Below are 18,807 nucleotides of genomic sequence, written 5' to 3' on the forward strand. Positions count from 1 at the left end.
ATTCATAATTCCTATCGGTGATCAAATCGTTTTGATAATCGATCTCCGGCAAACTGAATCAGGAATACCAAAATTACCAGTAAACCCAAAACCGAATTCATCGTTATCGCATCATAACCGATATATCCGTATTGGTAACCAACTTGTCCTAATCCGCCAGCGCCAACAGCTCCACCCATTGCTGAATATCCTACAAGCGTAATTAACGTAATGGAAGCCGCATTAATTAAAGAAGGCAAAGCTTCCGGAAGCAAAACTTTATAAACAATTTGAAACGGAGTTGCACCTAAAGCTCTTGCAGCTTCAATCAATCCTGAAGGAAGACTTAACAAACTGTTTTCTACCAAACGAGCAATAAATGGCGCTGCGCCAATGCTCAATGGAACTAAAGCCGCACTAACACCAATTGAAGTTCCAACAATAGCACGTGTAAACGGAATCATCCAAACAATTAAAATGATGAAGGGAATGGAACGAAAAATATTCACCAAAACCGATAAAGTTCTGTTTAAAAAAGGCTGCTCTAAAATTTGATTTTTACGCGTCAGGAAAAGTAAAATTCCTGTTGGAAGCCCCAATAAAAACCCAAAAAATCCCGATACAAAAGTCATAACTATGGTTTCCCATGTTCCTTTTACTAATAAATCTATAATTGAATCAGACATAACCTAAAATTTCTGTTTTAATGTGTTTTGAATTGAAATATTGAATCGCAGCATCGTAATTTTCGCGTTTTCCTGAAAGTTCAATCAGCATAACACCAAAATTTACCTCGCCAGCCTGATCCATTTGTGCACTTACAATTTTGAAATCAGTATCAAAAAGTCTTGAAACTTCTGAAATAACAGGTTCGTTAACTGATTTTCCGGTCATTTCTAATTTTAATAACGGATTCAGATTTCCATTATCTTCTTTTTGCAATTTTTCCTGATAAACCGACGGAACTTCTATATGTAAAGAAGAAGAAATAAATTCTCTGGTCAATTCCTCTTTTGGGTCAGCGAAAATTTCTGCGACACTTCCCTGTTCTATTAGTTTTCCGTGACTGATAACGGCGACTTCATCACAAATCGATTTTACGACTTCCATTTGGTGAGTAATAAGCAAAACTGTGATGTTCAAACGTTTATTGATATCTTTCAATAAATTTAAAATAGAACGTGTTGTTGCGGGATCTAAAGCGCTCGTCGCCTCATCACACAATAATACTTTTGGATTATTAGCCAAAGTTCTCGCAATCGCGACTCTTTGTTTTTGTCCACCAGAAAGACTTGCTGGATAATCGTTTGCTTTTTCAGCCAAACCTACTAATTGCAACAATTCTAAAACACGTGTTTTGATTTCGCTTTTTGAAGTTCCAGCCAATTCTAACGGAAAAGCAACATTCTCGAAAACAGTTCTTGAAGAAAGCAAATTGAAATGCTGAAAAATCATTCCGATTTGTCTTCTTTCAATTGCTAACGCTCTGTTTGAAAGTTGCATCAACGGTTTTCCATCCACAATAATTTCTCCTGAAGTTGGTCTTTCCAACAAATTCACACATCGGATCAAAGTACTTTTTCCAGCACCCGAAGTTCCAATAACACCAAAAATTTTCCCCTGCGGAACTCTCAACGAGACATCAGACAAAGCAGTAACAACTCTGTCTTTCTGATGAAAAGTTTTGGTTACATTTTTTAATTCAATCATTTTTCAATCAAGGTTAAAAACAAAAAAGCCTTTCAAATGTTCGTGAAAGGCTTTTTGAAATAAATAATATCATTTTATATCGAAGCCAGCTCAATAAATCGCATTACAATAACACAGCACATCATACTGCTGTTATAATAATTCTTCATATTCTGGTCATTTTTTCTCATAGCGATTGCAAATTTAAGTAGTAATTTCCAATTTTAGTACAAAAATCATTAAAACTTTTATTTTCCTATCAAAATAATAGACTAAATTATTTTAAACACATAGAATCATAGTTTAGCTTTATGTTAAAGGCATTTGATTTGTCAAAATAAAAATAGCTATGTGTAAGAAACTAGTTTTTATCTACTTAACTTCTCAAACATTAAAAACTCTATGTCTATAAGTGTTAAAACAATTAACTCAATCTAAACCAATCGTTCACTTCTCTCGAAATGGTATCTTTTATTTCAGGATTTTCAAATTCATTTGTTGCAGGGTTATACACGTAATCTTTCTCCCATTCTTTATAATACAAAGCCACTTGCTTAATCGCATCGCAAATAAATAAAAGTTCTTCATCTGTAGTAATTGGATGAAGTGACAAACGCACCCAACCTGGTTTACTGGTTTGATTTTTATCCAATAATTCATTGGTAATCAAGTTAGAACGTTTTTCATCAATATTGAACAGATAATGCGCATAAGTACTCGCACACGACCAGCCACCGCGAACCTGAATTCCGAAACGATCATTTAAAAGTCTTACGATTAAATTGTAATGAATATCTTCGATCACAAAAGAAACACAACCAATACGCTTGCTTTTTAAGTCTCCTAAAATAGATAGACCTTGTATTTTTTGAAGTTTAGAAAAACAAACCTCTACTAATTCTTTCTCTCTTTTTGCAATCTGCTCGACTCCCATTTTTTCTTTTAATTCTATTGCCAAAGCAGTTCGAATCACTTGCAAAAATCCCGGAGTTCCGCCGTCTTCTCTTACTTCAATTATGTCACTGTATGAATATTTCCCTAACGGATTTGTCCATTTTACATTTCCTCCGCCCGGATTATCAGGAAAATCAGATTGGTATAATTTTTCATTAAAAACCAAAATACCGCAAGTTCCTGGTCCGCCCAAAAATTTGTGAGGCGAAAAGAAAATCGCATCCAATTGCTGTTCTGGATCTTTTGGATGCATATCGATTTTGACGTAAGGTGCCGAAGCGGCAAAATCTACAAAACACAATCCACCGTTTTGATGCATGATTTTGGCTAATTCATAATAAGGTGTAATAATTCCAGTAACGTTTGAGCATGCCGTAAAAGAACCGATTTTTACACTTCTGTCAGCGTATTTTTTTATTTCTGAAGAAAGAATTTCCGGATCGACTAAGTTGTTTTCATCCGGAGGCAGAATCACAACATCAGCATTAGTTTCATACCAGGAAACCTGATTCGAATGATGCTCCATGTGTGTGATAAAAACAACAGGTTTATCATTTGCATTTTCTTTTTGATGATTCTTTCTCAAACCGATAATACGCTGCAATTTCGACAAAGCAGCAGTCATTCCGGTTCCGGTTGTCACTAAAACATCAGCTTCATTTGCATTAACCGACTTTTTAATAATATCCCTTGCTCTTTGATAAGCATAAGTCGAAGCTTTTCCGGTTTGACTTGAAAACGAATGCGTATTGGCAATCATCGGACCAACTTTATTGAGCATAATATCTTCGATCGGGACGTATAATCTTCCACTTGCAACCCAATCTGCGTAAAGCAAATTTTGTTTTCCGTAAACCGATTCGAAAATATGATCAATTCCTAATGTGTTTTCTCTAAACTTATTAAAGTAACACTCAGACTCTGTTGGTTTTGTTGTTGGCTCAATAGCATTCATTTCCCTATCATTTTTAAATTAACAAATTGTATTATCGATTGATTAGTTGTTGCTGACTTTTTTATCTAAAAGCGATTTCAAAGTAGATTGCAACTCTTCTCCATGAAGATTTTTAGCTATAATTGTTCCTTTAGAATCCACTAAGTAATTCGCCGGAATGGCTCTTACTCCATATAATTTTGCAACTGCGCTGTTCCAGAAAAGCAAATCAGAAACGTGCGTCCATGTTAGTTTATCGTCCTGAATTCCTTTAATCCAGTTTTCTTTCTTTTTGTCTAAAGAAACGGCAATTATATTAAATCCTTTATCGTGAAATTCTTTGTAAGCTGCTACAATATTTGGATTTTCTCTTCGGCATGGACCACACCAAGAAGCCCAAAAATCAACTAAAGTGTAACCTTTCAGGTTTTCAGAAAAATGAACCGGTTTTCCTTCTGTATCATTGGCTGTAAAATCTGGCGCTTTTTTACCAACCGCTAATCCGTCTAATACAATAGCCAAATCTTTTAGTTCTTTCACATAAGTAATATTCTGAAGACTTTTATCCAATAAAGCAATATTTTGAGTGATTTGTTCCGGAGTCAATCGATACGACCAGTTTCTATACAAAACATAAGCTGAAACAATCGATTTTGGGTTTTCAGTAATGAATTTGCTGATTTCTACATCTTTTGATTTTTTATACGTTTCAAACAAATCTTGCGCAGCAGAACCTTCAACAACTGAATTTGTATAATACTTTTTCGGACTTAATTTAACTGTAATTGGCCCTTTCTCAAGAAAAATATACAATGGAGAATCTGCAGTATTTACGCTTAAACCGTATAATTCTGGTGTTTTTACTTTTGTTTTAAAACTAAAATTTCCATCTTTTACTTTTACCGAATCAATTGTGGTAAACATTTTATTATGAAACTTTTGCAAATACACATATTGTGCAACGGTATCGACAACAGTTCCTTTTAACTGCAAATTGCTTTCTTGCGCCTGAATTTGGATTGTTCCAAAAAATAAAGCAAAACCTAATAGTATTTTTTTCATTTGTTTTTGATTTTTAGTGATTACTAAGTTTATGATGATTTTTGAATTGTGTTTTTAAATTGAAAAAAAGAATTCCTGTGCCAATCCTGAAAGACTTGGCAAAACTTGTTTTAAAAGAAAAATGAAAATCTAAAACCTTTGCATTCGGAAAACTTCAATATTATTTTCTTGAATGAACAAATTGAAACGATCAGAATCGGCGTGTAATAGAACTGATTTGGTTTTCATTTTTTTTAAATAAATTTTAATACTGATGATCTCATTCAGATTTGTTTTAGAAATCTTTCTTATCTGTCCCGCAAGGCGGGAAGGATTTAGCACCTTGTTTAGCAACAGGTTGCTAAGACTTCACAGGGCCTACTCCCTCAGTCTTTCTGGATAAGTATCATTACAGAAATATTCTGCGTTACAAATATATATTAATTCTACCGAATTAGTCAAGTTTAAAATTACTTTTTTTGAATTTTATTTTAAAATAAGTGAACTTAACTCAATAATAAACTCAAAAACAATGATTTATACAATATTAAAATTGAATTGCTACGCATTCAATTAAGCCTGTTTTAAGGTTTATAGTTCAAAAAAGACATAAAAAAAACTCATTCCGCTTCTGAAATGAGCTTTAATCCTTTTCTATTCCTAATACTATATTGCCCCGATGGGACTAAAACTTTAACTTTATAATTCTTTCTACAAATATAACACTCCTATGGAGTTGACTGTACAGCCTTGTAAAGGCGTAATATTTATAGCGAAATATTCATTCTTAATTGAATTTAAAATTTCAATTCATCAAAATAAGCTGTTGTTTCTTCAATCAAAGAATGCATCAACTCCTCTGCCCTTCTGTGTTTTAGAATTGGCGAAATCTGTCCGCCCCAAAAAAGTATCATATCCCATTTTTCCTGATCCAATGCCGCTTTTCGCAAATGCGACATAAAAGTAGTCTGCAACGGAAACGGTAGAACAGCTGCTTCTTTTCCCATAATTTCTTTTGCAATTCGGCTTGTGATACCACGACCTAGTCTTCCTGTATAAGCGCGTGATAAAGTGGTATATTTTGATGCATCTGAAAATAACATCTCTCTGTGAATTGGCAATGCGTTTGATTCTTCGGTGGCTAAAAATGCGGTTCCCAGCTGCGCGGCGCTTGCTCCTAAAGCTAATGCTGCGGCAATTCCTTTTCCGTTTGCAATTCCGCCTGCAGCAATAACAGGCACTTTTACTTTTTCTCTAATTAATTGCAATAAAACAAAAGTTCCAGTTACGGAAGATTCGGCAGAAGCCAAAAATGAAGGTCGGTGCCCTCCTGCTTCAAAACCTGATGCGATAATCATATCGACGCCGGCATTTTCTAAAAATATAGCTTCGTCCAGAGTTGTTGCGGCGCCAACGGTTACAATTCCTAATTTTTTACATTGTTCCAAAATAGCTGTAGAAAGCGTTCCAAACATAAAACTAAAAACCTTCGGACGAATATCCAGAACGACTTGCAGCTGATTTTCAAATCGGGATTGAAAGGACGCCGGTTTTTCTGGCAACGGAATTCCGACTTCATCAAAATAAGGTTTAAACAATTCTTTTGCTTTATTATATTGTTCGTCTGTGATTCCACTCGGATCCATATCAGAATCCGAAACCCAAAGATTTAAATTGTAAGGTTTATTGGTTAAAGCTTTTATCTGTTTGTCAGCTTCATAAATCTCCTGTGGGCTCATGGTATACGCACCATATCCTCCTAAACCGCCAGCGTTTGAAACGGCCGCAGTAAGTTCAGGCGTTGACAGATTTCCGCCAAATGGCCCCTGCATAATTGGATATTTGATTCCTAATAATTCTGAAGCTTTTGTATTGTACCACATCGCTTTAAAATTTAAAATTATTCACTTACATCAGTTAGCATTTTGTTGACAATAAGCCATTTTCCATTGATCTTATGGAAAGATAAAAAATCACGATAATTAAAATCGTACATTTTCACATTTAGTTCTGCAACAGCGATTGAATTTACGACTTTTATATTCAAAATTTCACCTTTAAAAGGTTTTCCTGAATCTTTTGGACTTTGTCTGTTTTTTACGCCATCTAAATAAAGATCGGCAGTTTTAAAATACGGCTGACCTTTTACATCTCCAAAAACAAAACTTCCCGGATAAAAAATACTTCCCAAAAGCAACACATCGCCTTCATAAATTCCTTTAAAATAATAGTTTTCAACCGTAGCTCTTATCGCTGCAATTTCGGTCTGATTTTCCATTTTGATCGTATTTTGAGCTTTTATGCCCTGAAAAATCCAGAGCATAAAAGCAGTTAATAAAATAGTTTTCATTTTAATTATAAGTTGTGCCCTGCTGCTTTTCCACCGTCAACATTGATAATGGCACCGGTAATAAAATTACTTTTGGCAACAGTGTACACCATTTCGGCAACATCGTCAATTTCTCCAACTCGATTTAGTAAGTGTAAACCAGCAGACGCATCAGCATTATCACCGTGCATTGGCGTTCTGATTACTCCTGGAGCAACTGTATTGAAACGAATGTTTTGTTTACCAAATTCTGCCGCTAATTGAACTGTAATAGCGTGAATAGCTCCTTTACTTGCTATTGGCGCCGAAGCCGGCCATCCGCCCAAACCGTGATTTACAAGTGGTGTTCCAATATTAATTACAACACCACCTTTTTGTTCCAGCATTTGAGGAACCACAGCCTGAGTTGTGAAATACGTTCCTTTTAAGTTGGTTGTCAAAAATTTATCTAAATAAGCTTCATCAACTTCCAAAAAGGGTTTGCTGTCAAAGATTCCGGCATTGTTAACTAAAATATCAACTGAACCGAATTTTTCAATTGCAATTTTTACTAATTGTTCCCCTGTTTGTTTGTTGCTGATATCTCCGGCATACATTGCCAAATTATCGCCTCCGCCAAATTCATTAAAAGCATTTTCTAATGACGCTGGTGTTACCGAATTGATGACAACATTATCTCCTCTGTCCAAAAAGTATTTTGCGATTCCTTTTCCTATGCCAGATGCTGCTCCAGTAACGATTATAGTTTGTTTTTTCATGATATTTATTTTTTATCGGCTGTGATGCCTTTTTCTCTTAATACGGATACTTGTTCTCCTGCGTAACCCCAATCATCTAATTCAACTTCCTGAATTACAACATGAGTCAAATGCGGATCTTTGTTTAAAACATCAGTAATCAAATTGGTTATTCCGCTTATTAATTTCTGTTTTTGCTCGCGTGTTACACCTTCGCGAGTCAATTCTAATTTTACGTAAGGCATGGCTTTAGTTTTTAGATTGTTCTGAAAAAATGGCTTCAGCAGTGATATTAAAATCCAATTCGAAGTCATTGTAAATTAAAGTGTCTCCCAAATCTTTGAAGAAATTTCCTGAACGGAATTTGATATCGTATTTGGTGCGGTCAATAATCAATTTACCAGTAAGTGCAATTGCATTTCTATTGTTTTCTAACGTTGCTTCAAAACCTGCAACATGAGTAATATCTTTTATGGTAAGATTACCTTCAAGATAAAAAGTGCTGTCTGATAATTCTTTTACAGAAAGAACATCAAAAGTTGCAGTTGGAAATTTTTCGATTGAGAAAAAATCATCTGAGGCAAGATGACCTCCGAATTGTGTGTTTGTTGCCGGATCTGTTACATCCAGAATTTTAATAGAAGCGGTATCAATTACAACTTTCCCGCCTTTTACTTTTCCATCTTGTAAGATGAAATTACCTTCTTTGATACCAATTGTACCATTATGTGCTCCGGTTACTTTTCTTCCGGTCCATTCTACGTTGCTGTTTGAGCTTACGATTTTATAATTTGTTGTTTCCATTGTGATTGTATTTAAGTGTATTTAAAATTACAGTACAAAGGAACGACGACTATGGAAATGGGTTACGTGACCTACATCACATTCTTTTTTTTAAGGTTCTAAGGGGCTAAGATTCTAAGGTGCTAAGGTTTTCTAACGCAATAAAACTAAAACATAGACAGTGGTTTCAACCGTTGGAACGCAACGATTTTCGACTATTTTTGTCATCCCGAGGAACGAGGGATCTCCGCGAGTAACTCGACAAAGATTGGTGATTTTGCATGAGGAGCTTCTTGCGGAGATCCCTCGTTCCTCGGGATGACAAACTACAAGAAAAAACAGGAACTAATAAAAAATCATATTTAATCTATACAATCTGTGGCAAAAAACTACGAATTATAAAGCCTGCTTAGTGTTTCTCTGGAAACTCCTAAATATGCGGCTATTAAATGCTTTGGTACAAGATTATACAATTGAGGATATAATGCCAAAAGCTCTTCGTAACGTGCTTTGACATTATTATTCATAAACGATAAAAGTCTTTTTTGAGAGGCGATATATCCTTTGTTCGTTCTCCAACGGAAGAAATGCTCCACTTGGTGATATTCTTTACAGAGTTTTTCGCGGTCTTCGTTTGACAGGCAAAGCACTTCAGCATCAGTAATGCAGTCAACGTTTATGGTTGCTTCAGTTTGATTGTACAAAGCACTGTAATCAGATGTCCACCACGTTGGCATTGCAAACTGTAAAATGTACATTTTAATCTCATCATTTATAAAAAACGCTTTCAGACAACCTGAAATCACAAAATATTCACAGTTTACTTTATCTCCGGCACTAATAATGGTTTGACCTTTTTTAAAAGACAAAGGCTTAAAATGAGAATAGAAATAATCGAATTCCTCTTCTGTCAATACAGCAGTTTTGGCGATATGTTGTTGCAAAAGGGCTTTGGCTTCCATTATTGAATTTCGGTTTTAAAGTATTCTGTAAAGTTATGAAATCAGATGAACTTTCGGATTGTCTATTTCAGAAATCAATTTGTCCGTTTCACAAAAAAACTCATATGTTTTCTCTTGCATGTAACGCAATTTTGTCCTGTTTAACAACTTAAAAATTAAAATCATGAACACAAAAACGACAAAAATTATTTATTGGACAGGAATTATTTTAACTTCTTTATGGTTTGGTGCCAGCGGATTTTTCGAACTTACAACTAACAAATTAGTTTGGGAAATTACACAACAATTGGGTTATCCGGCGCATTTTATTTACATCCTTGGCGTATTTAAAGTCGCTGGAGTAATCACATTATTAATTCCGAATAAATTATTGCGATTGAAAGAATGGGTCTTTGCCGGAATTTTCTTTGACATCACTTTTGCTTTCTTTTCAAAATTAGTGGTACTGGGCTTTCCTGCCACAATCGATGCTATTATTGCTTTTGCGATGGTAAGCGTAACATACGCCATGTTTAGAGAATTATATTCAGCTAATTATTCTAAAAATGCAATTGTAGGCTAATTTTAAGGCTTTTTAAGACCAAAAAATACAAAAGCGTCTAAGAGCTTCTCAGACGCTTTTTGTTTTGTTATGAGTTTTTAAAACATTTATTATCTTTGCACTTTCAAATAAACTACTTCCGTACATGTGAATAAATAATTTCTTTCAGATATAGAGACAGCAAGCCAAACTTGGTTTTTGCTGATTTATTAATGCTTAAGAAAGAGATTATGATCATTCTGCAAAACATTTCATATACACATTCTAATACAGAATTGCTGTTCGACGCAATCAGTTTAACAGTAAATACAGGCAATAAAATAGCCTTAACAGGACATAACGGTGCTGGAAAATCAACTTTGCTTAAAATTATAGCAAAAGAATTATTTCCGTCAGACGGAACAATCAAAATTGAGACTGAACCGTATTATATTCCGCAAATCTTCGGACAATACAATCATTTAACGATTGCAGAGGCTTTACAAATAGATCAAAAACTTATCGCTTTTCATGAAATTCTGAGTGGAAACGTAAGCGAAACTAATTTAAATCTTCTCAACGACGACTGGACCATTGAAGATCGTTGCAATGAAGCTTTAAATTACTGGAAATTAAATGGTTTAGATTTAAATCAGAAGATGGAACTTTTAAGCGGAGGACAGAAAACAAAAGTTTTTCTTGCCGGAATTGCTATTCATCAGCCTAAACTCATTTTATTGGACGAACCCAGCAATCATCTTGATGTTGAAGGACGAAATTTGCTATATCAATTTATAAAAGCTTCGACGGCAACGATGCTGATAGTAAGCCACGATCGCAAACTGCTGAATTTGCTCGATACAACCTGCGAATTAAAGTCAAACGGAATCAAAAGTTACGGCGGTAATTATGATTTTTTCCTTGAACAGAAAAAAATCGAAAAGAATGCTTTAGCACTTGATATCCATTCGAAAGAAAAGGCACTTCAAAAAGCCAAAGAAAAACAACGCGAAACGATTGAAAGGCAACAAAAATCAGATGCTAAAGGCAAAAAGAAACAGGAAAAAGCCGGAGTTGCCCGCATTATGATGAATACGCTAAAGAATAAGGCCGAAAACAGTACTTCGAAAACTAAAAGCGTTCATGAAGAGAAAATTGGCGGTATTTCACAGGAATTGCGCGAACTGCGTGAAAATGTTTCGAGTTTGGACAAAATGAAATTCGGACTTGATAATTCGCATTTGCACAAAGGAAAAATACTAGTAAATTCTGAATCGCTGAATTATAGTTACAACGCAGAAAAAATTTGGAAAACCGATTTGAATTTTCAGATTCTTTCCGGCGATAGGCTTGCTTTAAAAGGAAATAACGGTTCCGGAAAAACAACGCTGATTAAATTAATTTTAAAAGAATTAGAGCCAAAATCAGGAAATCTGAAAATTGCAGATTGCAAAAGCGTTTATATCGACCAGGATTATTCCTTAATCAATAACACGTTAACGGTTTATGAACAGGCGCGACAAAGCAATGCTTCAGGTTTAGAAGAACACGATATCAAAATGAGGCTGAACCGTTTTCTTTTCGGCAAATCAGATTGGGATAAACCTTGCCAATTTTTAAGCGGAGGAGAAAGAATGCGTTTAATGCTTTGTGGTTTGACCATCACAAACCAAGCCCCGGATTTAATCATTTTAGATGAACCAACAAACAATCTCGATTTGCAGAATATCGAAATTCTGACTGCTGCTTTAAATGAATATCAGGGAACTTTAATTGTAGTTTCACACGATGAAATATTCTTAAAAGAAATAAACGTAAACAACAGTATTTGTTTACTTTAGAAATACTCATATAAACAAAAACTTAAAATCTATTTTATAAACATTTCATACTGAAAGATAGATAATCTAACCGCAAAGGACGCAAAGGTTTACGCCAAGTTCGCAAAGTTTTTTACAAATAGCTTTGCGTGCTTTGCGGTTATACTAAGTCTTGAATGTAAAAATCTTAGCGTGCTTTGCGGTTAAACTATTTACATTTAATAATTATCAACGGTTTTCCAGCCAGCTCAAAAAAGCCGTCGCTTTCTCTTTTCCCACCAATAATTTCTCCTCTGTTGGAATGGTAAGTTTAATAATCAGCTTGCGCGAAAAGTAATGCTCCGCTTCTCTTATTGCCGAAAAATTCACTAAATATTGCCTGTTCATTCTGAAAAACTGAATTGGCGACAACAGCTTGTGCACCTCATCTAACGACTGCGTGATCTGATATTCATTTTTATCAAAGGTCATAATCGTTGGCGTTTCATTTTTGATGAAGAAAAACGCAATATTCTCTGTCTGAATCGTTTGGTATTTATTGTTTTTAAAAACCAAAAAACTGCTTTTACCTGTATTTTCACCTGTTCTTGTTAAAAGATAATCGAAATCGGGCATCATCTTTTTATTTCTTTGGAAGAAATTCTTCAATTCTCCCGCTTTTTTAATAGCCTGCGAAATGCTGTCTCGCGAGAAAGGCTTCAATACATAATCAATTCCGTTTGATTTAAAAGCTTCAATCGCATAATCGTCAAAAGCCGTACAGAATATCACCGGAGACAAAACCTCAACGTTTTTAAAAATCTCAAAACAAAGTCCGTCCGCCAGCTGAATGTCCATAAAAATAAGATCGGGCTGATCATTTTCCATAAGATAACTCACCGCGCCATCAATACTTTGAATGTACGATAAAATCTGAGCGTCAGGTCTGATACTCAAAATAAGCTGACCAAGTGCTTTGGCCGTTTTTACTTCATCTTCAATTATTACGATATTCATAAATAAGGGGTATTTTTACTTTAAAAGTCGTGTCGTTTTTATCAATTTCGATTTCCTTGTGAACCAAATGCATAAAACGCTGATTAATATTATCCAACCCAACGCCTGTTGACAAAGCCCCTCTTTTCAATTGAATTGGGTTTTCAATTACCAGAAAATCATTTTCAGTATACAATTTAATTCGCAGTGGCTTATCCAAAGAAACTACGTTGTGCTTGATGCAATTTTCAATCAGCAACTGCAACGAAAAAGGCGGAATGGCACAATCGTATTGTTTTTGATCAATCTCATTTATCACTTCAAATCCGTCTTCAAATCGTGCTTTAAGCAAATAAACATACGAATCCAGAATCTGAATTTCTTCTTTCAAGGATATCAAGTCAAGCTTTCGGCTCTCTAGTGTAAAACGGTAAAAATCAGATAATTTTAAAATAAAATCAGAACTCTGCGGATCCTGCATATCCACCATTGATTTTAGCGTATTTAAACTATTAAATAAAAAGTGCGGATTCACCTGCTGCTTCAAAAGTTCGTATTGCGCACCAAGATTTAAGGCTTTGGTTCGTTCAAGCTCAACTCCAATTTGTTGCGTCTGATAATTCTGAAAAAGCAAATGCAAAAACATATATACAATCAGATTAATCAAAACACCACGCAGTTCAAACATTATTGGTGCATCCATTTTCGAAACCTGAAAAAGCTCCTGATGCGCGATCACCAGTACAACCATAAGCAAAATCCCCAATACAACACTCAACAATAACTTCCAGTTAAACAAGCTTTTATTAGTGCGTTGGGCTGAAAATTTTGGCAAGCTGTAAATATTGTAATACCAAATAAAAAGGGAAAATAACAAAGTAATCGAAGAATTGATTACCAGATCGCCAGGTGTTGAAACCATGTCGAACAATTTGGGTATTGAGGCAAGAATTGCAAGTGCTATAGAACTTCCCCAAATTACACGTTGGGAAACCTGAAAGCGTTTTACTTTTTCCATATATTTTTTTGTTTCAAGTTTTATCGCGATAACTATCGGGACAAGTTTCAAGTTCGATATACTTTGCCAAAGATAACGATAAAATAACGGGGTTTTTATAGCAAAAAACAAAGAATTTAAAATCATGCTTCATCTCTATTTCAGCACACATCAATATTAATCTTTTACTTTATATTAAAAAATTAAAAAAACTGGTATTCAGAAGTTTAACATATAAACAAAACCACATACTGACATTTCGTCAGAGTTAAAAAAAAGCTATTTTCCAGACTAATTTCTGCTCAAAATAGAAGTTTTTCCAGTTGACAGAATAATTCAACTATCTTCTTAAAAGACATTTCTACTTTACAACAAAAACCATCTTAACCTCTCCTCTATTTTACAATAAATTTTGTGTAAAAACTGCTCTGTTTGCTCCCAAAATAATTCCCGAATTCATGTCCTGAACGAAGCCAATAATTTCAAAATCTTTAGAATTAAAACCTTTTGGTAAAGACAAGGAAACATTCCCTTTTTGATTTCCGGTCAAAGCGAAACCATTCAGACTTCTGACAATTTGAAAATGTGACAAAACACGATTGGCGTTCTCTCCTCTTTTCACATTGCTTTTAGCCGATTTTTGAACCACAGCAACATACAAACGATTGTTTTTTGAAATCTTGTTTATGTTGTAATTTAAATTCAGTTTATTCTCCTGCTGGCTGGCTTCCAGAGTTATTTCCGCAACAGCAGGTTTTAGAAGCGCTGTCCGGATTCCGTTTTGAACTGCTGTTTCCTGAGAACCGATATAGTCTATTTTGCCGTTGATAATAAGTTGTGGCGTGTAAATAGGATCTTTTTCCATGAATTTAGCGTAATCATATTGTCGTTTTGTGTTTGCTGCATTGCTAAAAACATCTTTCCAGCCTTGTTTATCCCAATAATCAACATGATACGATAAAACATAAACATTGCTGTCTTTGTATTGATTCTGGATTTTTCCCATCAATTCATCTGCCGGTGGACAGCTTGAACAGCCTTCAGAAGTGTATAATTCTAAAAAAGCAAAACCTTTTTTGTCTTTATTATTTTGGCTGAAAATACTATTCCCAATTAAGAAAAACAGTATTATAAAAGCGCTTATTATTTTTGTCTTTTTCATGATTGTAAAGTTAAGAGTTAGACGTTATCAGTTAGGAGTTAAAAGTTAGTTTCAAAAACAACTCATAACTCCTAATTCATAACTTATAACTTTTTAAAGAATATTAAGCTCAACATTAATGTTCCCTCTTGTCGCTTTTGAATAAGGACAAGTTTGATGCGCCTGAGCTGCTAATGCTTTAGAAGTTTCGAGATCCAAACCTGGCAAACTGATATTTAATCTTGCCTGTAAAGAATATTCGCCTTCCGTTACACATAAATCAACCTCAGCGTCTACTGCAGTATCAGCTGGAAGTTTAATTCCTTGTTTTGAAGCAGCGATTCCTAAAGCTCCAATAAAGCAAGCTGACCAGCCCGCAGCAAATAATTGTTCTGGATTTGTTCCCGGACGTGAAGATCCCGGCGAACTTAATTTGATATTCAATTGTTCATCTGAACTTTGAGAAGCTCCTTCTCTACCACCTGTTGTGTGTGTTTTTCCTGTGTATAAAACTTTTGTTTCCATGACTTTTTAATTGTTAATTGTGAGTTGTAAATTGTTAATTGTTAATTTTTATATGCCTTATGTTGATTTTTATTGAATGTAAAAGTGAATTGCGAAAAATAATTAACCATTCACCATTTACAATTCAGCATTATTTAGCAACGTCTATTATTGCTTGAGCAAATGCCTTTGGATCTTCTTGTGGCACATTATGCCCGATTCCTTTTAATATTCTGTGTTCGTATTTTCCTGTGAATTTGTTGGCATACGCTTTTCCATCCGCGAAAGCGCCGTCGAAATCGCTTCCAATTGTAATTGTTGGAACTTTAATCGCAGGTTTTGAAGCCAGACGTTTTTCAAGATTGTCATATTTTGATTCTCCTGCTTCAAGAGATTGTCTCCATCTGTAATTGTGAATCACAATCGCCACATGATCTGGATTGTCAAAAGATTGCGCAGTTTGATCGTAAGTTGCTTTATCGAAATTCCATAACGGAGAAGCAATTTTCCAGATTAATTTATTGAAATCGTACGTATTTTGAGTATAACCTTGTTTTCCTCTTTCGGTTGCGAAGTAATATTGGTACCACCATCCTAATTCGGCTGTTGGCGGAAGTGGTTTTAAATTCGCTTCTAAATTTACCACCAAATAACCGCTTACAGAAACCAAACCTTTTACGCGTTCTGGCCAAAGTGCTGAAACCACAACTGCTGTTCTCGCTCCCCAATCAAATCCGCCAATTACGGCTTTGTCTATTTTAAGCGCATCCATAAAAGCAATAATATCACTCGCTAAAGCTGCTTGTTGGCCATTTCTGAAGGTATCTTTTGAAAGAAAGGTTGTTGTTCCAAAACCTCTTAAATAAGGCGTAAAAACGTGATATCCTTTTGCAACCAAAATCGGAACGACTTCGTTATAACTGTGAATATCATAAGGCCAGCCGTGAAGTAAAATCACCGGAGTGCCATTTGATGGACCTGCTTCTGTATAACCTACGTTTAATAAACCAGCGTTGATTTGTTTTAAAGTTCCAAGTGAACTGCTTGCTTCGATTGTTTGTTTTGGAGCTTGTGCATTCGTTACATTCACATTCATAAAAAGAATGGCAATTAAGATTGATTTTGCAAAAATGTTGTTTGTAATTTTTAATAGCGTTTTCATAATTTTATTTTTTTGACTAGTTGATTATCAGTTAATTTCTTCGTCAAAGGTATCTTGACAATCCTCGTTTTAAAAGCAGAAAAAAGGTGAAGTGGACAAAGTTTGAGGTGAAATGGACAGGATTTTGGTTATGAGTTATGAATTATGAGTTATTGAATGCTGTGATTTAACCGCAAAGCACGCAAAGTTTTTTTTGCTCGTAAGGCTTTGTAAAAGCGCAAAGAACGCAAAGCTAGATGTTGAACAAAACTTTGCGTATGCCTTAGCGTTCTTTGCGGTTAAACTATTCGTAGTTCAACCTGAAACCTGAAAATTGGAACTTGAAACTATTTCTTCAAAACCAAAATAGGTTTTCCTTTTTCTACAACATAAGTTGCCAGTTCAGAAGCTTTTGCATTTGTATTATTTCTTGCTGAATGCACCACGCCTGCAGGAATAAAAAGTACTTCTCCGGCTTTTAGTGTGACCGGCGCCTGACCTTCAACTTCATATTCTAATGAACCTTCGAGTACATAAATAATCTCTTCTCCTGGGTGGAAATGTTTCCCAAAAGCCGAATGTGCTTCAAAATCTATTCTGGCCTGAACCGCTTCGCGTCCCGGAACGCTTAAATCGTGTTTTTGTAAATCGATACGTTTTATTCCGTTTTGAGCTGCAATTTGATTCGGAATCAAAAAGGCTATTATTCCTAAAATGATGATCGCAATTATAACCCAGGTTTTTTGTTTTTTCGTTTCCATAACTTTTTATTTAGTGATTCGTTAATTTTTAGCATTAGTGTTTTCCTCTTAGTCCTCTAAAAGCGTCGCGAAGTTCAACTGTAAAGATTTGTGGTTCTTCCCATGATGCGAAATGTCCGCCTTTGTTCACTTCATTGTAGTAAGACAGGTTTTTATATGCTTTTTCAGCCCAGCTTTTTGGTGCCTGATAAATCTCTCCAGGAAAAACTGTAATCGCAACCGGAATTTTAATATCGGCTGTTTTTTGTTCCAAAGCATTGAAATTATTGTTGTTGTTCTCCCAATACAATTGTGCCGAAGAATTAGCCGTATTGGTCAACCAATACAATGAAATATCATCCAGCATTTCGTCTTTTGTAAGCGATTTTTCGGCATTTCCTCCGCTGTAGGTCCAATCGTTAAATTTGTCTAAGAAAAATGAAGCCAAACCAACTGGAGAATCTGTCAATCCATAACCCAAAGTCTGCGGACGCGTTACCATCATTCCGGCATAACCACCACCTTTTGTATATAATTTGTTAAGCGAATTAAACGCCGCTTTTTCCTTAACCGATAATCCTGCGGGAGCTGAATCACCATTTTTTAAAGCTTTGGCAATATCTGCAGGAACTGTTGCCGGCATGTTTACGTGAATTCCCAATAAACCTTCCGGAGCTTGGCGCGCCATAGCATCAGCAATTACAGACCCCCAGTCACCACCTTGCGAAACATAATGTTTGTACCCCAAACGTTTCATTAAAACATCCCAGGCGTTTCCAATTTTTTCTGGCCCCCAACCTGTTCCTTTTGGTTTTTCAGAAAAACCATAACCTGGCATTGATGGAATAACCAAATCAAAAGCATCTTCGGCTTTTCCGCCATAAGCAGTTGGATCTGTCAATGGTCCAATTACTTTTAAAAGTTCAAAAAATGAACCCGGCCATCCGTGAGTAATGATCAACGGTAAAGCATTTTTCTGTTTTGATTTGATGTGGATGAATTGAATATCCAGTCCGTCGATGTTGGTTACAAATTGAGGAAGTGCATTTAATTTGTCTTCTGTTTTGTGCCAATCGTAATCGGTTCCCCAATATTTAACCAAGTTCTGAATCTGATCTAGTTTTACTCCCTGCGCTTGATCTGTTACCGTTTCTTTTTCCGGCCATCTGGTAGCATTTACACGATTACGAAGATCTGTAATCGCTTCCTCTGAAATACTGATGTGGTACGGACGAATTAAAGTAGCATCTGATGGAGATTGTTTGTCTTTATTTTGAGCAAAAGAAACGGAAGCTGCCAATATAAAAGCGCCGGTTGCAATTGCGTTTATAAAACTGTGTCTGTTTTTTTGAAGTGTTTTCATTTTTTTGATTTTTAAATTATGAGTTATCAGTTAATTTCTTCGTCAAAAGTATTTCGATAACCCTTCTTACGAAATCAGAAAACAGTCCAAGCGGACAAAGTTTGAGATGAAATGGACAGTCTGTGAGTTAGGAGTTTTGAATTATGAATTATGAATTATGAGTTTTTGAATGCTGGTGATTTAACTGCAATCCCGACA

19 protein-coding genes and 1 riboswitch are annotated in these 18,807 nt (G+C 35.3%); of the genes, 2 read left to right on the forward strand and 17 right to left on the reverse strand.

The window, feature by feature from the left end:
* Positions 1–11: 11 nt before the first annotated feature.
* The 10 genes from ACWA1B_RS05875 to ACWA1B_RS05920 form a co-directional block, all read right to left on the reverse strand.
* Positions 12–665 (reverse strand): methionine ABC transporter permease MetI, encoded by a 654-nt coding sequence (locus ACWA1B_RS05875; protein WP_456905005.1) that lies wholly within the window; start codon positions 663–665, stop codon positions 12–14.
* Positions 658–1,689 carry a methionine ABC transporter ATP-binding protein MetN gene (gene metN / locus ACWA1B_RS05880; protein WP_456905007.1) on the reverse strand — a complete coding sequence of 344 codons (1,032 nt, stop codon included), beginning with the start codon at positions 1,687–1,689 and terminating at the stop codon, positions 658–660. Before metN ends, ACWA1B_RS05875 begins: the two co-directional genes overlap by 8 nt.
* A gap of 403 nt (positions 1,690–2,092) precedes the next feature.
* The gene (locus ACWA1B_RS05885; RefSeq protein ID WP_456905009.1) at positions 2,093–3,577 is read right to left on the reverse strand and encodes an aminotransferase class V-fold PLP-dependent enzyme; all 1,485 of its coding nucleotides are present in this window, start codon (positions 3,575–3,577) and stop codon (positions 2,093–2,095) included.
* Positions 3,578–3,619: 42 nt separating this feature from the next.
* Positions 3,620–4,618: a redoxin domain-containing protein gene (locus tag ACWA1B_RS05890; protein WP_456905011.1), complete on the reverse strand. Its 999-nt coding sequence runs from the start codon at positions 4,616–4,618 to the stop codon at positions 3,620–3,622.
* A gap of 284 nt (positions 4,619–4,902) precedes the next feature.
* Positions 4,903–5,003: riboswitch (SAM riboswitch) on the reverse strand.
* Positions 5,004–5,394: 391 nt separating this feature from the next.
* Positions 5,395–6,480, reverse strand: a complete 1,086-nt coding sequence (locus ACWA1B_RS05895; RefSeq protein ID WP_456905013.1) for an NAD(P)H-dependent flavin oxidoreductase — start codon at positions 6,478–6,480, stop codon at positions 5,395–5,397.
* A 17-nt stretch (positions 6,481–6,497) separates the two neighbouring features.
* A complete protein-coding gene (locus ACWA1B_RS05900) occupies positions 6,498–6,947 on the reverse strand; it encodes a nuclear transport factor 2 family protein (RefSeq protein WP_456905015.1) in 450 nt (149 codons plus the stop codon).
* 5 nt (positions 6,948–6,952) lie between these two features.
* Positions 6,953–7,684, reverse strand: a complete 732-nt coding sequence (locus tag ACWA1B_RS05905) for an SDR family NAD(P)-dependent oxidoreductase (RefSeq protein WP_456905017.1) — start codon at positions 7,682–7,684, stop codon at positions 6,953–6,955.
* A 5-nt stretch (positions 7,685–7,689) separates the two neighbouring features.
* Positions 7,690–7,908, reverse strand: coding sequence for a tautomerase family protein (locus tag ACWA1B_RS05910; protein WP_456905019.1), 219 nt, complete (start codon positions 7,906–7,908; stop codon positions 7,690–7,692).
* Between the two features lie 4 nt (positions 7,909–7,912).
* Positions 7,913–8,467, reverse strand: coding sequence for a YceI family protein (locus ACWA1B_RS05915; RefSeq protein ID WP_456905021.1), 555 nt, complete (start codon positions 8,465–8,467; stop codon positions 7,913–7,915).
* Positions 8,468–8,835: 368 nt separating this feature from the next.
* Positions 8,836–9,408 (reverse strand): Crp/Fnr family transcriptional regulator, encoded by a 573-nt coding sequence (locus tag ACWA1B_RS05920; RefSeq protein WP_456905023.1) that lies wholly within the window; start codon positions 9,406–9,408, stop codon positions 8,836–8,838.
* Positions 9,409–9,571: 163 nt separating this feature from the next.
* Here ACWA1B_RS05920 and ACWA1B_RS05925 point away from each other — a divergent pair, with 163 nt between their 5' ends.
* Together ACWA1B_RS05925 and ACWA1B_RS05930 are read left to right on the forward strand one after the other, a co-directional pair.
* The gene (locus tag ACWA1B_RS05925; RefSeq protein ID WP_456905025.1) at positions 9,572–9,970 is read left to right on the forward strand and encodes a DoxX family protein; all 399 of its coding nucleotides are present in this window, start codon (positions 9,572–9,574) and stop codon (positions 9,968–9,970) included.
* A gap of 209 nt (positions 9,971–10,179) precedes the next feature.
* Positions 10,180–11,769, forward strand: coding sequence for an ABC-F family ATP-binding cassette domain-containing protein (locus ACWA1B_RS05930; RefSeq protein WP_456905027.1), 1,590 nt, complete (start codon positions 10,180–10,182; stop codon positions 11,767–11,769).
* Between the two features lie 207 nt (positions 11,770–11,976).
* On the opposite strand, the gene ACWA1B_RS05935 is transcribed toward ACWA1B_RS05930, so the two are convergent.
* From ACWA1B_RS05935 to ACWA1B_RS05965, 7 genes are all read right to left on the reverse strand, one after another.
* Entirely contained in the window at positions 11,977–12,744 is a 768-nt protein-coding gene (locus ACWA1B_RS05935; RefSeq protein ID WP_026729638.1) for a LytR/AlgR family response regulator transcription factor, read from the reverse strand.
* Entirely contained in the window at positions 12,725–13,741 is a 1,017-nt protein-coding gene (locus tag ACWA1B_RS05940; RefSeq protein WP_456905029.1) for a sensor histidine kinase, read from the reverse strand. Before ACWA1B_RS05940 ends, ACWA1B_RS05935 begins: the two co-directional genes overlap by 20 nt.
* A 379-nt stretch (positions 13,742–14,120) precedes the next feature.
* On the reverse strand, positions 14,121–14,882 hold the full coding sequence (locus ACWA1B_RS05945; protein ID WP_456905031.1) for a DUF1223 domain-containing protein: 762 nt from the start codon (positions 14,880–14,882) through the stop codon (positions 14,121–14,123).
* Positions 14,883–14,975: 93 nt separating this feature from the next.
* Positions 14,976–15,386, reverse strand: coding sequence for an organic hydroperoxide resistance protein (locus ACWA1B_RS05950; protein ID WP_142449052.1), 411 nt, complete (start codon positions 15,384–15,386; stop codon positions 14,976–14,978).
* A gap of 130 nt (positions 15,387–15,516) precedes the next feature.
* Positions 15,517–16,527 carry an alpha/beta fold hydrolase gene (locus tag ACWA1B_RS05955; protein WP_456905033.1) on the reverse strand — a complete coding sequence of 337 codons (1,011 nt, stop codon included), beginning with the start codon at positions 16,525–16,527 and terminating at the stop codon, positions 15,517–15,519.
* A gap of 326 nt (positions 16,528–16,853) precedes the next feature.
* On the reverse strand, positions 16,854–17,267 hold the full coding sequence (locus tag ACWA1B_RS05960; protein ID WP_456905035.1) for a cupin domain-containing protein: 414 nt from the start codon (positions 17,265–17,267) through the stop codon (positions 16,854–16,856).
* Positions 17,268–17,301: 34 nt separating this feature from the next.
* On the reverse strand, positions 17,302–18,609 hold the full coding sequence (locus tag ACWA1B_RS05965; protein WP_456905037.1) for an epoxide hydrolase family protein: 1,308 nt from the start codon (positions 18,607–18,609) through the stop codon (positions 17,302–17,304).
* Positions 18,610–18,807 lie beyond the last annotated feature (198 nt).

The sequence above is a fragment of the Flavobacterium xizangense genome, from assembly GCF_054075145.1.

Bases quoted from the DNA above. Each gene is read 5' to 3' on its own strand.
- ACWA1B_RS05875 (WP_456905005.1), bottom strand. From the start codon at position 665: ATGTCTGATTCAATTATAGATTTATTAGTAAAAGGAACATGGGAAACC.
- metN (WP_456905007.1), bottom strand. From the start codon at position 1,689: ATGATTGAATTAAAAAATGTAACCAAAACTTTTCATCAGAAAGACAGA.
- ACWA1B_RS05885 (WP_456905009.1), bottom strand. From the start codon at position 3,577: ATGAATGCTATTGAGCCAACAACAAAACCAACAGAGTCTGAGTGTTAC.
- ACWA1B_RS05890 (WP_456905011.1), bottom strand. From the start codon at position 4,618: ATGAAAAAAATACTATTAGGTTTTGCTTTATTTTTTGGAACAATCCAA.
- ACWA1B_RS05895 (WP_456905013.1), bottom strand. From the start codon at position 6,480: ATGTGGTACAATACAAAAGCTTCAGAATTATTAGGAATCAAATATCCA.
- ACWA1B_RS05900 (WP_456905015.1), bottom strand. From the start codon at position 6,947: ATGAAAACTATTTTATTAACTGCTTTTATGCTCTGGATTTTTCAGGGC.
- ACWA1B_RS05905 (WP_456905017.1), bottom strand. From the start codon at position 7,684: ATGAAAAAACAAACTATAATCGTTACTGGAGCAGCATCTGGCATAGGA.
- ACWA1B_RS05910 (WP_456905019.1), bottom strand. From the start codon at position 7,908: ATGCCTTACGTAAAATTAGAATTGACTCGCGAAGGTGTAACACGCGAG.
- ACWA1B_RS05915 (WP_456905021.1), bottom strand. From the start codon at position 8,467: ATGGAAACAACAAATTATAAAATCGTAAGCTCAAACAGCAACGTAGAA.
- ACWA1B_RS05920 (WP_456905023.1), bottom strand. From the start codon at position 9,408: ATGGAAGCCAAAGCCCTTTTGCAACAACATATCGCCAAAACTGCTGTA.
- ACWA1B_RS05925 (WP_456905025.1), top strand. From the start codon at position 9,572: ATGAACACAAAAACGACAAAAATTATTTATTGGACAGGAATTATTTTA.
- ACWA1B_RS05930 (WP_456905027.1), top strand. From the start codon at position 10,180: ATGATCATTCTGCAAAACATTTCATATACACATTCTAATACAGAATTG.
- ACWA1B_RS05935 (WP_026729638.1), bottom strand. From the start codon at position 12,744: ATGAATATCGTAATAATTGAAGATGAAGTAAAAACGGCCAAAGCACTT.
- ACWA1B_RS05940 (WP_456905029.1), bottom strand. From the start codon at position 13,741: ATGGAAAAAGTAAAACGCTTTCAGGTTTCCCAACGTGTAATTTGGGGA.
- ACWA1B_RS05945 (WP_456905031.1), bottom strand. From the start codon at position 14,882: ATGAAAAAGACAAAAATAATAAGCGCTTTTATAATACTGTTTTTCTTA.
- ACWA1B_RS05950 (WP_142449052.1), bottom strand. From the start codon at position 15,386: ATGGAAACAAAAGTTTTATACACAGGAAAAACACACACAACAGGTGGT.
- ACWA1B_RS05955 (WP_456905033.1), bottom strand. From the start codon at position 16,527: ATGAAAACGCTATTAAAAATTACAAACAACATTTTTGCAAAATCAATC.
- ACWA1B_RS05960 (WP_456905035.1), bottom strand. From the start codon at position 17,267: ATGGAAACGAAAAAACAAAAAACCTGGGTTATAATTGCGATCATCATT.
- ACWA1B_RS05965 (WP_456905037.1), bottom strand. From the start codon at position 18,609: ATGAAAACACTTCAAAAAAACAGACACAGTTTTATAAACGCAATTGCA.